The organism is Xanthomonas translucens pv. cerealis (genome assembly GCF_006838285.1).
GTDB classification, from domain to species: Bacteria; Pseudomonadota; Gammaproteobacteria; order Xanthomonadales; family Xanthomonadaceae; genus Xanthomonas_A; species Xanthomonas_A cerealis.
In genome coordinates this window covers 2275640-2289924 of sequence record NZ_CP038228.1, presented here as the reverse complement: position 1 = coordinate 2289924, position 14285 = coordinate 2275640, and the positions used below count along the sequence as shown (strand labels likewise).

Below are 14285 nucleotides of genomic sequence, written 5' to 3'. Positions count from 1 at the left end.
GAATGCCTGGCGAGACCAATCCAGCTATTTTCGAAGCTGCGGCTTTTAGCTGCCGCGGCGCATGCGCGCGCAGCCTCCGCCATGCCAGGCGACGCTGCGTTGCGCTTGCGCGTCGCGCCTTCGCAAGGGCGCGCTGCCCGATCCGGTAAGATGCCCCGGTTAGCGCCGAATCCAGTGAAATGTCCCTCAAGATCAACGAGCTGTGCGTCAACTGCGACGTCTGCGAGCCGGCCTGCCCGAACCAGGCCATCGCGATGGGCGAGACGATCTATGTGATCGACCCGGCCCGCTGTACCGAATGCGTCGGCCATTTCGACGAGCCGCAATGCGTGGTGGTGTGCCCGGTCGAATGCATCGACCCGGATCCGGCGATCCCGGAGAGCCACGACCAGTTGCTGGCCAAGCTGCTGCAGCTGCAGCGCGATCATCCCGAGTTGTACCCACAGGAGCCCCCCGCAGCATGAGAACCCTCGTCCGCTGTGTTCTGCTGCTCGCGCTGGTCCTGACGCCGTCGGCGTGGGCCGAGGCGCCGGTGGTTACCGCTGCCGCGCATCCGCCCGGCGCGGCCGTCGCCAGCGGCCACCGCCTGGCCACCGATGCCGGCCTGCAGATCCTGCGCGAGGGCGGCAATGCGTTCGATGCGGCGGTGGCGGTGTCCTCGACGCTGGCGGTGGTCGAGCCGATCAGTTCCGGCCTGGGCGGCGGCGGCTTCTTCCTGCTGCACGACGCCAGGACCGGCAAGGACGTGATGCTGGACGCGCGCGAAGTCGCGCCGGAATCGGCGACCGCCGACAAGTTCCTGGATGCCAAGGGCGCGCTGGACCGCGACCGATCGGTCAACGGCCCGTGGTCGGCCGGCATTCCCGGCCTGCCGGCGGCGCTGGTGGAGCTGGCCACCAAGCACGGCAAGCTGCCGCTGCAGCAGTCGCTGGCGCCGGCGATCCGCATCGCCCGCGACGGCTTCCCGGTGTACCGGCGCATGGCCCAGGGCTATCAGTCGCGGCGCGAGGTGATGGAGCGCTATCCCGGCACCCGCGAGGTGTATCTGCGCAACGGCAAGCCGATCGCCGAAGGCGACCTGTTCAAGCAGCCGGAACTGGCCAATACCTTGCAGTTGCTGGGCGCCAAGGGCTTCGACGGCTTCTACCGCGGCGCCACCGCCAAGAAGCTGCTGGCCGGGGTCAAGCAGGCCGGCGGCCACTGGACCGTCGAGGAACTGGCCGGCTACACGGTCAAGCAGCGCACGCCGATCCAGTTCGACTACAAGGGCTGGACCATCACCACCGCGCCGCCGCCGTCCTCCGGCGGTATCGCCCTGGCCAGCATGCTGCAGATCGTGGAAGGCTACGACCTGAAGGCGATGGACCCGGTGCACCGCACCCACCTGGTGGTCGAGGCGATGCGCCGCGCCTACCGCGACCGCACCTTCTTCCTGGGCGATCCGGATTTCACCGCGGTGCCGCAGCGCGTGCTGCTGAGCAAGGACTACGCGGTGGGCCTGCGTTCGACCATCAACCCGCAAAAGGCCACGCCCAGCGACCTGCTGTCGGGCCAGCCGACCCCGCTGGAAGACGACGAGACCACGCATTTCTCGATCATCGACGGCGAGGGCAACCGCGTCGGCGCGACCCAGACCGTGAACCTGCTGTTCGGCTCCGGGCTGATTCCCAAGGGCACCGGCGTGCTGCTCAACGACGAGATGGACGACTTCGCGCTCAAGCCCGGCACGCCCAACGTGTTCGGGGTGATGGGTTATGCCGCCAACGCGCCCAAGCCGGGCAAGCGCCCGCTCAGCTCGATGACGCCGACCTTCATGGAGAACGCCGACAAGACGATCGTGCTCGGCACCCCGGGCGGCAGCCGCATCATCACCATGGTCCTGCTCGGCATCCTCGGCTACGACGACGGCCTCGACGCGCAGCAGGTCGCCGCGCTGCCGCGCTACCACCACCAGTGGCTGCCGGATGTGATCGAGGCCGAAACCGGCACCTTCGACGCGTCCACCGTACAGGGCCTGCAGGCGATGGGCCACGCGCTCAAGCTGCCCGGCGACAGTGCCGAGCGCGGGCGCGGTTCCAGCCACGTGTGGGGCAACCTGCAGACCGTGGAGTGGGACAAGCGCAACAACGTGCTCAGCGGCGGCAGCGATCCGCGCAACGAGGTCGGCAAGGCCGAGGTGCAACTGGCGGCGCCGCTGCGGTAAGTCGCGGCGGTGCTGTCCCCACTCCCGAGTCCCGAAAAAAATGAAACTCTGGTCCATCCAAGGCAATTCCCAGAAACTCGACGGCGGCGCGATGTTCGGCAACGCGCCCAAGGCGATGTGGCAGCAGTGGGCCGCGCCCGACGACGGCAACCGCATCGCGCTGGCCTGCCGCGCGCTGCTGGCGCGCCCGCTGGCCGGCAAGACGGTGCTGTTCGAGACCGGCGTCGGCGCGTTCTTCGCGCCGGCGCTGCGCGAGCGCTACGGGATCCAGGAGGAGCGCCACGTGCTGCTGGATTCGTTGCGCGAGGCCGGTGTCGCGCATCCCGATATCGACGTGGTGGTGCTGAGCCATCTTCACTTCGACCATGCCGGCGGGCTGCTGGCGCCGTGGCGCGAGGGCGCAGCGCCGGAACTGCTGTTCCCGAACGCGCGCTTCCTGGTCGGCGCGGCGCATTGGCAGCGCGCACTGCAGCCGCATCCGCGCGACCGCGCCAGTTTTATTCCCGAATTGCCCGGCCTGCTCGAGGCCAGCGGCCGCCTGGAGCTGGTCGACGGCGACTATTCGCGCACGCTGGGCGAGGCGGTGCGTTTCCGTTTCAGCGACGGGCATACCCCGGGGCTGATGCTGGCCGAAATCGTCGGCGCGCAGCAGGCCGATGGCCAGGCGCATGGCGGTGTCGCGTTCTGCGCCGATCTGATCCCGGGGCGCTCCTGGGTGCATGTGCCGATCACCATGGGCTACGACCGCAACGCCGAACTGCTGATCGACGAGAAGCGCGCGTTCCTGGAAGACGCGCTGGCGCGCAACGTGCACCTGTTCTTTACCCACGATCCGGACTGCGCGCTGGCGCAACTGGCGCGCGATGGCAAGGGCCGGTTCGTCACCACGCACGCGCTGCCGGCACTGCAGGCGCGCGTGCTGGCCGCCGGCATCCCGGCTGGCGGCTGAAAGACCTTGGCGCGGCGCTTGCAGCCGTCATCGCGGCCAGCCAGTATCGGCGGATGAACCTGCCTGTCGCCTTGCGTTGCCTGCTTTTCGCCTGCCTGCTCGTCGCTGGTTGCGCCTCGCGTTCGGAGGATGCCGCCATCTCGCCGATCCGGCTCAACCAGGTCGGCTACCTGCCGGCCGCCAGCAAGCTCGCGGTGGTGCCCGATGGCCATGGCGACGCATTCGCGGTCGAACGTGCCGATTCCGGCGAGGTGGTGCTGCGCGGTACGCTCGGGCCGGCGGCGACATGGGCGCCGGCGCAGCAGACGGTGCGCATCGCCGACTTCTCCGCGTTGCGCGCGGCGGGCCGCTACCGCCTGCGGGTGGATGGCCTGCCGCCGTCGGACAGCTTCGCCATCACCGCCGATGCCTACGATGGGGTGACGCGCGCGGCACTGAAGGCCTACTACTTCAACCGCGCCAGCACCGCGCTGACCGGCGAGTACGCCGGCCGCCACGCGCGCGCCGAAGGGCATCCGGATACGCATGTCCTGGTCCATGCGTCGGCGGCCTCGCCCGGGCGCCCGGCCGGCACCGCGATCTCCGCGCCAAAGGGCTGGTACGACGCCGGCGACTACAACAAGTATGTGGTCAATTCCGGCATCACCGTCTACACGCTGCTGGCTGCCTACGAGCAGTTTCCGGCTTACTTCGCCGCGCAAAAGGAAGGCATCCCTGACAGCGGCGGCGGCGTGCCGGACATCCTGCGCGAGGTCGACTGGAACCTGCAGTGGCTGCTGGCGATGCAGGATCCAGGCGACGGCGGCGTGTACCACAAGCTGACCAACCTGGACTTCGGCGGCATGCAGATGCCCGACCAGGCGCGCGTACCGCGCTACGTGGTGCAGAAGAGCACCGCGGCCACGCTCGACTTCGCCGCGGTGATGGCCCAGGCCAGCCGCATCTACGCGCCGTTCGACGACCGCTTTGGCGGCGGCGTGTCCCAGCGCATGCTGCAGGCGTCGCGCCGCGCCTGGGCCTGGGCGCAGGCGCATCCGGATGCGGTCTACCGGCAGCCGGCGGACGTGCACACCGGCGGCTATGCCGACGACAAGCGCGACGACGAGTTCGCCTGGGCGGCGACCGAGCTGTACCTGGCCACCGGCGAGGATTCCTTCTACGACGCGGCGATGGCGCGCAATGTGCCTGCGAGCGTGCCGAGCTGGGGCTCGGTGGGCGGGCTGGCGTGGATGTCGCTGGCGCAGCACCGCGCGCGGCTGACCGCGCATGCCGACCAGGCGCGCATCGTCCACGAGATCGACGGCGTGGCGGCGCAGTTGCTGCGCGCCTGGCAGGATTCGGCGTGGAAGCTGGCGATGACCCCGGGCGACTTCCACTGGGGCAGCAACGGCAACGCGCTGAACCAGGCGATGCTGCTGTTGCAGGCGTATCAGCTGGAGCACAAGCCGCAGTATCTGCAGGCCGCGCAGTCGCAGCTGGACTACGTGCTCGGACGCAATCCGCTGGGCATGTCGTTCGTGACCGGCATCGGCGCACGCTCGCCGCTGCACATCCACCATCGTATCTCCATCGCCGATGGCGTCGCCCTGCCGGTGCCGGGCCTGCTGGTCGGCGGTCCGCAGCCGGGCCAGCAGGATGCCAAGGTGTGCAAGCACGCCTACGCCTCGTCGCTGCCGGCGCTGTCCTACCTGGACCAGGAGTGCAGCTACGCCAGCAACGAAGTGGCGATCAACTGGAACGCGCCGCTGGTGTACGTGAGCGCGGCGCTGCAGAACCTGCAGCGCTGAGGTCGCGCCGAGCTGCGGCTCAGGCGACCCGCGTACCGAAGATGCGGTCGCCGGCGTCGCCGAGGCCGGGCAGGATGTAGCCCTTGTCGTTGAGGTGGTCGTCGATCGCGGCGGTATAGACCTCCACGTCCGGATGCGCCGCTTGCAGCGCCTGCAGTCCTTCCGGCGCGGCGACCAGGAAGATGGCCTTGATCCGCCGCGCGCCGGCGCGCTTGAGCATGTCCACGGTGGCGATCAGGGTGCCGCCGGTGGCCAGCATCGGGTCCAGGATCAACGCGTCGCGTTCTTCCAGGCGGCCGGTGAGGCGCTCGAAGTACGGCACCGGCTGCAAGGTCTCCTCGTCGCGCTGCAGGCCGACCACGCTGACCCGCGCCGTCGGAATCAGTGCCAGCACGCCGGGCAGCATGCCCAGCCCCGCGCGCAAGATCGGCACCAGGGTGATCTTGGCCCCGGCGATGCGTTGTACCTGGGTGACGCCGGCCCAGCCCTCCATGGTGTGCGTTTCCGTCTCCAGGTCGGCGGTGGCCTCGTAGCCGAGCAGGGTGCCCAGTTCGGTGACCAGTTCGCGGAAGCCCTTGGTGCTCAGCGCGGCGTCGCGCAGCAGGCCGATCTTGTGCTGCACCAGCGGATGGCGGACTTCGACGATCTTCATGGGCGCACTCGCACGGGGATGCGCACAGTGTGCCGCAGCCGCCGCGAGCGCCGCCAGTTGCGTGCAGCGGCGAGTGCCGGCCACCGGCGCCAGCCGGAGGCGCGAAATCCGGCCGGCAGCGCTGCTGGTTCGCCGCGTCGATAGCGGGGTAGGGGCGGCACTCGAAATGCGTGCCGATCGCCGCCACCAGGTGCCTGCCCGCCGATCACCACGCCATGCGGTAGAGCAGGAACGCGGCCAGTGCCAGCAGCGCCCAGCACGCCAGGCCCAGGACCATCAGCGCATCGTCGCTGGCGACCAGGCTGCCGCTGGCGTTGCGATAGAGCAACGGTTGGCCGTGGTGGCGCTTGCCGGGCCGGCGCAGCGGCCGGTCGCGCCGGGCTTCGGCGCGAATCCAGCCCAGCGGCAGTACCGGTAGCAGCATGCGGCCGCTCCAGTAGCCGAACAGCTGCAGGACCAGTTCGAACAGCGGCCGGGCGATCGCCACGGCCAGGTCCTGCAGCATGCGCCGGCCGGCCTCAGGCGGCGGCGGCCTGCGCCAGGCGCGGACCCTCGCGCAGCGCGCGGCCGATCAGCCCGACCAGCAGGTCCAGCTCATCGCCGTCCATCGCGAAATGCGGGGTGAAGCGCAGCGAGTTCTCGCCGCCGTGGATCACGTTGACCCCGTGCTGGCGCAGCCATTCCTCGGTGGAGCCGGCGCCGTAGCACTTGAACTGCGGGGCCAGCGCGCAGGAGAACAGCAGGCCGGTGCCCTGCACCTGGGTGATCAGCCCGCCGAGCTCGCTCTTGAGCTTCTCCAGTTTCTGCACCGCCTCGGCGCCGCGCGCGCGGATGTTGGCGCGTACCTGTGGGGTCAGCTGCGCCAGCGTGGCGCTGGCCACGTCCAGTGCGCGCGGGTTGCTGGTCATGGTGTTGCCGTAGGTGCCCTTGCGGTACAGCTGCGCGGCATGCTCGGTCACCGCCAGCACCGACAGCGGATACTGCGCGGCGTTGAGCGCCTTGGAATAGGTTTCCATGTCCGGCGCCTCGAGCTGCTCGAAGCCGGGGTAGTCCACCACCGACAGCACACCGTGCGCGCGCAGCCCGGCCTGGATCGAATCGACCAGCAGCAGGCTGCCGTGGGCGCGGGTCAGCTCGCGCGCGGCGGCATAGAACGCCGGCGGCAGCGCGCGGCCCGGGTCGCCTTCGCCCATTACCGGCTCCAGGAACACCGCCTCGACGAAGCAGCCGTGCTGCTCGGCGTCGGCGAAGGCGCGGCGCAGGGCGTCCACGTCGTAGGGCGCGATCGCGATCACCGAATCCTCGCCGCGATAGCTGGCCAGGTGCTGCAGGTAGGCCTTGCGACTGGAATCGGAATACAGACCGGGGCGGTCGGTGCGGCCGTGGAAACTGCCCTTGACCACGAGGCGCTTGATTCTGGCGCCGGCATGACGCGCGCCCGGATCGGTCTGCAGCTTGGCGTTGATGTCGGCGATGCGCGCGGCCAGGCCGACCGCCTCGGAACCGGAGTTGAGGCACATGAACTTGCTGTACGGACAGCCGCCGCGGCTTTGGCCGATCTCGGCGCGCAGCGCGCGCTCGAAGCGCAACTGCGCCAGGCTCGGGGTCATCACGTTGGCCATCGCCTGCGGCCGCGCCATCGCTTCCAGCACCGCGTCCGGGGTGTGGCCGAAGCCGAGCATGCCGTAGCCGCCAGCGTCGTACAGTACCGCGCCCTTCAGTGTGATCACCCATGGCCCGCGTGCGGTCAGCGCCACGTACGGGGTTACCGCGTCGTCGGCGTAGAAGTTGACGAAGCCGGCCTGCAGGGTGCGGATCTGCTCGATTTCGTCCAGTTCGAGCAGCTCGGCGAACTCCGTGGCCAGGCGCGCATGGTCCGCCGCGGCGGCGTCGATCGCGGCGCCCAGCTGCGGGTGCGAGGCGGCCAGACGGCCGATGCTGGCATCGTCCAGGCCGGCGGTCAGGCGTTCGCCGGCATGGGCGCGCAGCGGGGCGAGGGAGCCGAGTACGGACATGCGGGATCTCCTTGAGGCGGGTCGTTCATCGACAGGCTTTCTATTATCAGGACCGGATCGTCGGTTGGCAGAGTTGATTTGTGCAGGAAATCGGATAATTTCGTCGATTCGACGAAATCCGGCCGTGCATGAAGATCACCCCCTCCGACGAACGCCTGCTCTCGCTGCTGCGCGAGGATGCGCGCGCTTCCACCGCGCAGATCGCGCGCAAGCTCGGCCTGTCGCGCACCACCGTGCAGAGCCGGATCGAGCGGCTGGAGCGCGAGGGCGTGATCTGCGGCTATACGGTGCGCACCCGCGACGACTTCGAGCACGGCCACATCCGCGCGCACATCCTGATCACCGTGCTGCCGAAGAAGATGACCTCGGTGGTCAAGGCGCTGCGCGAGATCGACGAGGTCCGCGTGCTGCATTCGGTCAGCGGCTCCTACGACCTGATCGCGCTGGGCGTGGTGCCGGGCGTCAACGACATGGACGTGCTGACCGACCGTATCGGCGCGGTCGATGGGGTGGAGCGGACGACGTCGTCGATCATTCTTTCGACCAAGTTCGAGCGGTGAAAAGCTGGGAATCGGGAATGGGGAGTAGGGAATCGCAAAAGCGAAAGCGGATGGCTGCAGGGGGCAGGATGCCGCTGTTGCGATTCTCCATTCCCGATTCCCCATTCCCGGCCAGCTACAATGACCGGCCACCCGTACTGTGATGCGCCGGCCTTGAAGAAGTCCGATTTCCGCTACGAGCTGCCCGAGGAGCTGATCGCGCAGGCGCCGCTGGCCGAACGTTCCGCCAGCCGCCTGCTGCTGGTGCCGCCCGCGCCAGCCCCGTTCGCCGATCGTCATGTGCGCGATCTGCCCGGCCTGCTGCAGCCGGGCGATCTGCTGGTGTTCAACGATACCCGGGTGATCCCGGCGCGGCTGTTCGGGCACAAGCGCAGTGGCGGGCGCGTGGAGATCCTGATCGAGCGCCTGCTCGGCGGCCAGCGCGCGCGCGCGCAGCTGGGCGTGAGCAAGTCGCCCAAGGCCGGGGCGCGCATCGCCCTGGATACCGGTGGCGAGGCCGAGGTGCTGGGCCGCGACGGCGAATTCTACGTGCTGCAATTCCACGTACCCGACACCCTGGAGGCGTGGCTGCAGCAGGCCGGGCGCCTGCCGTTGCCGCCTTATATCCGCCGCGAGCCCGGGCTGGACGACCGCGAGCGCTACCAGACCGTGTTCGCGCGCCAGGCCGGTGCGGTGGCGGCGCCGACCGCCGGGCTGCACTTCGATGCGCCGTTGCTGGAGGCGCTGCAGGCGCGCGGGGTCGGCGTCGGCCACGTCACCCTGCACGTGGGTGCCGGCACCTTCCAGCCGGTGAGGGTGGAGGCGCTCGCGCAGCACGTGATGCACCGCGAATGGCTCAACGTCGGCGCCAGCCTGGTCGAGCAGGTGCGGCGCACGCGCGCCGCCGGCGGCCGCGTGATCGCGGTCGGGACCACGGTGGTGCGCGCGCTGGAAAGCGCCTCCAAGGATGGCGAGCTGCATCCGTTCGCCGGCGAGACGCAGATCTTCATCCTGCCCGGCTACCGCATCCGCAGCGTCGATGCGATGGTCACCAACTTCCACCTGCCGGAGAGCACGCTGCTGATGATGGTGTCGGCCTTCGCCGGCCGCGAGCGCATCTTCGACGCGTATCGGCATGCGATCGAACAGCGCTACCGCTTCTTCAGCTACGGCGATGCGATGTTGCTGTGGGGCGGGGAATCGGGAATGGGGAATGGGGAATCGTAAAAAGCACAAGTCATTGCTGCCTCCGTTGCCGTTGTCACTCCCGATTCCCGATTCTCCATTCCCGGCCTCTCCATGTCCCGATTGCAGTTCCAGCTAGACACCACCGACGGCGCCGCGCGCCGCGGGCGCCTGACCTTCCCGCGCGGCACGGTGGAAACCCCGGCGTTCATGCCGGTCGGCACTTACGGTTCGGTCAAGGGCGTGCTGCCCGAGCAGATCAAGGCGCTGGGCGCGCAGATCATCCTCGGCAATACCTTCCACCTGTACCTGCGGCCGGGCCTGGACGTGATCGGCGACCACGGCGGGCTGCACGGCTTCGCGTGCTGGGACGGGCCGATCCTGACCGATTCGGGCGGTTTCCAGGTGTTCTCGCTCGCGCACCGGCGCAAGATCAGCGAACAGGGGGTGACCTTCGCCTCGCCGACCGACGGCGCCAAGGTGTTCCTGGGTCCGGAGGAGAGCATGCGGATCCAGAAGGTGCTCGACGCGGACATCGTGATGATCTTCGATGAGTGCACCCCGTACCCGGCCACCGAGGATGTCGCGCGCCGCTCGATGGAGCTGAGCCTGCGCTGGGCGCAGCGCTCGCGCGATGCGCACGACGGCCTGGACAACGATGCGGCGCTGTTCGGCATCGTCCAGGGCGGGGTGCATGCCGATCTGCGCACGCGCTCGATCGAGGGCCTGCAGGCGATCGGCTTCGACGGCTACGCGATCGGCGGGCTGGCGGTGGGCGAGCCGGAGCACGAGCGCAACGCGATGCTCGAACACCTGCATCCGCGGCTGCCGGCCGAGCGCCCGCGCTACCTGATGGGTGTCGGGCGGCCGGAGGACCTGGTCGAGGGCGTGGCCCGCGGCGTGGACATGTTCGATTGTGTGATGCCGACCCGCAACGCGCGCAACGGCCACTATTTCACTGCGTTCGGCACCGTGCGCATCCGCAACGCCCGCTACGAGCGCGACCTGGCGCCGATCGAGCCGGGCTGCGGCTGCCACGCCTGCAGCGGCGGCTATACCCGCTCTTACCTGCGCCATCTGGACCGTTGCAACGAGATGCTGGCGCCGATGCTGGGCACCCTGCACAACCTCTGGTACTACCAGAAGCTGATGGCCGACATGCGCGCGGCGATCGCCACGGGAACCTTTGCCCAGTTCCGGCGGTCCTTCTATGCGGCGCGCGGGGCGGAAGCGGCACCGCTACCCTCGGAGCAGTGACAAAGCCCCTCTCCCGCCGGGAGAGGGGTTGGGGTGAGGGTACGGGCGCAGCCTCGCGGGCATCGAAAGCACACGAGGCTGCGCGCGTACCCTCATCTGCCGCTGCGCGGCACCTTCCCCCGAGAAGGGGGCCATGGTCCCGAGGGGAGAAGGGAGGGCGCGACGGTCGTTCCGGGGGCAAGGGGAGATCGTGGCATAATCGGCGGCTGCTTGCCGCCTCCGGCGACAAATCAGCAGTGCGTGCCTTCACCGGCAACGTGCTGCCCAAACCATAGGACACACCGATGAACCCGCTCGATTTCCTGATTCCCGTGGCCCAGGCGCAGACCGCCGGCGCCGCTCCTGCTGCCGGTGGCGGCATGCAGATGTTCCTGCTGCCGATCATCCTGATCGCGGTGATGTACTTCGTGATGATCCGCCCGCAGATGAAACGGCAGAAGGAACACAAGTCGATGCTGGACAAGCTCGGTCGCGGCGACGAGGTCATCACCTCCGGCGGCGTGGCCGGCGTGGTTACCGACATCGGCGACAACTTCATCACCGTGGAAATCGCCGACAACGTGCGCATCCGCGTGCAGAAGGCCGCCATCGGCAACGTGCTGCCCAAGGGCACGCTGAAGTCCGCCTGATCCATTTCTCTTACTGCTAGGCGCGGCGCCGGCGTGGCGTTGCGCGGGGTGCTGCAATGCTTGAGTTTCCGCGCTGGAAGTATTTCCTCATCCTGATCGTGCTGGCGTTCAGTGCGTTGTACGCGCTGCCCAACGTCTACCAGAAGGACCCTTCGGTACAGATCACTGCCAGCCGCGGCGGCCAGCTCGACGAGGCCCTGCGCGAGCGGGTCAGCGCCGAGCTGAAGGCGGCCGGGATCACCCCCAAGTCGGTGGCCAAGGAGGGCGATAGCCTGATGGTGCGCCTGCCGAGCCTGCAGGCGCAGACCCGTGCCAACGACATCCTGCGCCAGCAGGTGGGCGAGAACTACACGGTGGCGCTGAACCTGGCCTCGACCGTGCCGCAGTGGCTGTCGGCGATCGGCGGCAAGCCGATGGTGCTGGGCCTGGACCTGGTCGGCGGCGTGCACTTCGCGCTGCAGGTGGACCAGAAGGCGGCGCTGGACAAGCGTCTGGATGCCTTCGCCGAGGACATCCGCACCACCCTGCGCGACAACCGCATTGCCTACCGTTCGGTCGAGCGCCGTGCCGACAACAGCATCCAGGTCGGCCTGGGCGAGGGCACCGATGCAGACGCCGCGCGCACCGCGCTGGCCAAGGCGCAGCCGACGCTGAGCTACGCTGTGTCCGGGCAGACCATCGCCGTCAGCGTGCCCGACGCCGAACTCAAGCAGATCGCCGCCGGCGCGATCGAACAAAACCTGACCACGCTGCGCAACCGCGTCAACCAGTTGGGCGTGGCCGAGCCGATCATCCAGCGCCAGGGCGAGGACCGCATCGTGGTCGAACTGCCCGGCGTGCAGGACACTGCCGAGGCCAAGCGCATGATCGGCGCCACCGCCACGCTGGAGTTCCGCGGCGTGGTCGAAGGCAATGCCGAGGACGCGGTACGCACTGGCAACATCCCGCCGGAGGCCAAGGTGTTCCGCCTGCGCGACAGCGGCGCCCCGGTGCTGCTGAACAAGCGCGTGCTGGTGTCCGGCGACCAGATGGTCGGCGCGGTGGTCAGCAACGACCAGAACGGGCTGCCGGCGGTGTCGGTGACTCTCAACAACGTCGCCGGCCAGCGCATGTTCGACTACACCAGCGCCAACACCGGCAAGCTGATGTCGGTGGTGTACATCGAGCGCATCCCGACCGTGAGCATGGTCGACGGCAAGGAAGTGCGCAGCGTGCGGGTCAAGGAAGAAGCGCTGGCGCCGACCCGCATCGCTGGCGTGTTCGGCAAGAATTTCCAGACCACCGGCCTGGAGAAGGTCGAGGCCGAGAATCTGGCCAAGCTGCTGCGCGCCGGTTCGCTGGCTGCGCCGATGGATTTCGTCGAGGAATACGTGATCGGCCCGAGCCTGGGCGCGGAGAACGTCGAGCGCGGCGTTACTGCGGTGGTTTATGCGTTCCTGTTCACCCTGGTGTTCTTCGGCGTGTACTACCGCATGTTCGGCGCGATCACCTCGGTGGCACTGCTGATGAACCTGCTGATCGTGGTCTCGGTGATGTCGCTGTTCGGCGCCACCATGACCTTGCCCGGCTTCGCCGGCCTGGCCTTGTCGGTCGGCCTGTCGGTGGACGCCAACGTGCTGATCAACGAGCGTATCCGCGAGGAGCTGCGGCTGGGCGTACCGCCGAAATCGGCGATCGCCGCCGGCTACGAGAAGGCGGGCGGCACCATCCTCGATGCCAACCTCACCGGCCTGATCGTCGGCGTGGCCCTGTACGCGTTCGGGACCGGGCCGCTGAAGGGCTTCGCGCTGACCATGATCATCGGCATCTTCGCCTCGATGTTCACCGCGATCACCGTGTCGCGCGCGCTGGCCACGCTGATCTACAGCCGCCGCAAGAAGCTCAAGTCCGTCGCCATCTGATGCGAGTGCCTCGCAATATCCCGTACACATGCGAGTCCCTCGCCAAAGCCCGCACATCCCTGTGCGGGGTTTAAAAAATTGAAGAGCACGTCTCCATGAAAATTTTCCCGCTCCATCTGATCCCGAACGACACCAAGATCGACTTCATGCGCTGGCGGCGTCCGACCCTGGTGCTGATGCTGGTACTGGCGGTGGCCTCGCTCGGGGTGATCTTCGGCAAGGGCTTCAACTACGCGCTGGAGTTCACCGGCGGTGCGCTGGTGCAGACCAGCTTCCAGAAGCCGGTGGACATCGACCACGTGCGCGAGCAGCTGGCCACGGCAGGCTTCGAGAACGCGCAGGTGCAGAACGTCGGCAGCGGCAACGAGATCGTGATCCGCCTGCAGCCGCAGGGCGAGCACAACAACGAAGACCTGACCAGCAACCTCGCCGAGCAGGTGCGCAAGGCGGTGACCACGGCGGAAAATCCGGCGACGGTGAAGCCGGGCGAATTCGTCGGCCCGCAGGTCGGCAAGGACCTGGCGCTGAACGGCGTGTACGCGACGCTGTTCATGCTGGTCGGCTTCCTGATCTACATCGCGTTCCGCTTCGAGTGGAAGTTCGCGGTGGTGGCCAGCCTGACCGCGCTGTTCGACCTGCTGGTGACGGTGGCCTACATCTCGCTCACTGGCCGCGAATTCGACCTGACCGTGCTGGCCGGCATGCTGTCGGTGATGGGCTTTGCGATCAACGACATCATCGTGGTGTTCGACCGCGTGCGCGAGAACTTCCGCAGCCTGCGCGTGGAGCCGGTGGAAGTGCTGAACCGCTCGATCAACCAGACCCTGTCGCGCACCGTGATCACCGCGGTGATGTTCTTCCTGTCGGCCCTGGCGCTGTACCTGTACGGCGGCACCTCGATGGAAGGCCTGGCCCTGACTCACATGATCGGCGCGGTCATCGTGGTGGTGTCCTCGGTGATCGTGGCAGTGCCGCTGCTGTCGATCGGCCCGTTCCAGGTGACCAAGCAGGACCTGCTGCCGAAGACCAAGGATGTGGAGGCGTTGGCGCGGAGGCCCTGAGGGGGCCGGGACTCGGGACTCGGAGGAGCCGGGACCGGGGACCCGGAAGAGCGGGTTTCTGCTGCTGCAAGATTCCTGGCAACAAAAAGCCGCGCATCTGCGCGGCT

13 protein-coding genes are annotated in these 14285 nt (G+C 68.4%); 10 read left to right on the top strand and 3 right to left on the bottom strand.

Translation table 11 applies throughout. From position 1 onward, the window contains the following. The first annotated feature begins 179 nt into the window (after window positions 1-179). From E4A48_RS10105 to E4A48_RS10090, 4 genes are read left to right on the top strand one after another with little or no spacing between them, the layout of a single operon-like run. A complete protein-coding gene (locus E4A48_RS10105; RefSeq protein WP_003466018.1) occupies window positions 180-464 on the top strand; it encodes a YfhL family 4Fe-4S dicluster ferredoxin in 285 nt (94 codons plus the stop codon). Then, entirely contained in the window at window positions 461-2203 is a 1743-nt protein-coding gene (gene ggt, locus E4A48_RS10100; RefSeq protein WP_058196266.1) for a gamma-glutamyltransferase, read from the top strand. Before E4A48_RS10105 ends, ggt begins: the two co-directional genes overlap by 4 nt. 40 nt (window positions 2204-2243) lie before the next feature. Continuing rightward, entirely contained in the window at window positions 2244-3152 is a 909-nt protein-coding gene (locus E4A48_RS10095; protein ID WP_039006702.1) for an MBL fold metallo-hydrolase, read from the top strand. A 53-nt stretch (window positions 3153-3205) separates the two neighbouring features. Then, window positions 3206-4939 carry a glycoside hydrolase family 9 protein gene (locus tag E4A48_RS10090; protein ID WP_185910745.1) on the top strand — a complete coding sequence of 578 codons (1734 nt, stop codon included), beginning with the start codon at window positions 3206-3208 and terminating at the stop codon, window positions 4937-4939. A 19-nt stretch (window positions 4940-4958) separates the two neighbouring features. Here E4A48_RS10090 and upp read toward each other — a convergent pair whose 3' ends face one another. From upp to E4A48_RS10070, 3 genes are all read right to left on the bottom strand, one after another. After that, complete coding sequence (upp, locus tag E4A48_RS10085) at window positions 4959-5591, bottom strand: uracil phosphoribosyltransferase (protein WP_039006700.1); 633 nt, start codon at window positions 5589-5591, stop codon at window positions 4959-4961. A 205-nt stretch (window positions 5592-5796) separates the two neighbouring features. Beyond that, the gene (locus E4A48_RS10075) at window positions 5797-6096 is read right to left on the bottom strand and encodes a hypothetical protein (RefSeq protein WP_142742351.1); all 300 of its coding nucleotides are present in this window, start codon (window positions 6094-6096) and stop codon (window positions 5797-5799) included. Between the two features lie 13 nt (window positions 6097-6109). Next, window positions 6110-7606 carry an aminotransferase class III-fold pyridoxal phosphate-dependent enzyme gene (locus E4A48_RS10070; protein WP_142742350.1) on the bottom strand — a complete coding sequence of 499 codons (1497 nt, stop codon included), beginning with the start codon at window positions 7604-7606 and terminating at the stop codon, window positions 6110-6112. A 128-nt stretch (window positions 7607-7734) separates the two neighbouring features. On the opposite strand from E4A48_RS10070, the gene E4A48_RS10065 reads away from it, so the two are divergent. The 6 genes from E4A48_RS10065 to secF all read left to right on the top strand — a co-directional run bounded on the left by E4A48_RS10065 (window position 7735) and on the right by secF (window position 14178). Further along, a complete protein-coding gene (locus E4A48_RS10065; protein ID WP_039006694.1) occupies window positions 7735-8166 on the top strand; it encodes an Lrp/AsnC family transcriptional regulator in 432 nt (143 codons plus the stop codon). 153 nt (window positions 8167-8319) lie between these two features. Beyond that, the gene (queA, locus tag E4A48_RS10060; RefSeq protein ID WP_039009129.1) at window positions 8320-9372 is read left to right on the top strand and encodes a tRNA preQ1(34) S-adenosylmethionine ribosyltransferase-isomerase QueA; all 1053 of its coding nucleotides are present in this window, start codon (window positions 8320-8322) and stop codon (window positions 9370-9372) included. 72 nt (window positions 9373-9444) lie between these two features. Then, window positions 9445-10587 carry a tRNA guanosine(34) transglycosylase Tgt gene (tgt, locus tag E4A48_RS10055; protein WP_142742349.1) on the top strand — a complete coding sequence of 381 codons (1143 nt, stop codon included), beginning with the start codon at window positions 9445-9447 and terminating at the stop codon, window positions 10585-10587. A 284-nt stretch (window positions 10588-10871) separates the two neighbouring features. Continuing rightward, window positions 10872-11216 carry a preprotein translocase subunit YajC gene (gene yajC / locus E4A48_RS10050; protein WP_003475324.1) on the top strand — a complete coding sequence of 115 codons (345 nt, stop codon included), beginning with the start codon at window positions 10872-10874 and terminating at the stop codon, window positions 11214-11216. Between the two features lie 56 nt (window positions 11217-11272). Beyond that, window positions 11273-13117, top strand: coding sequence for a protein translocase subunit SecD (secD, locus tag E4A48_RS10045; protein ID WP_039006688.1), 1845 nt, complete (start codon window positions 11273-11275; stop codon window positions 13115-13117). A 95-nt stretch (window positions 13118-13212) separates the two neighbouring features. Beyond that, a complete protein-coding gene (gene secF, locus E4A48_RS10040; protein ID WP_039006686.1) occupies window positions 13213-14178 on the top strand; it encodes a protein translocase subunit SecF in 966 nt (321 codons plus the stop codon). Window positions 14179-14285 lie beyond the last annotated feature (107 nt).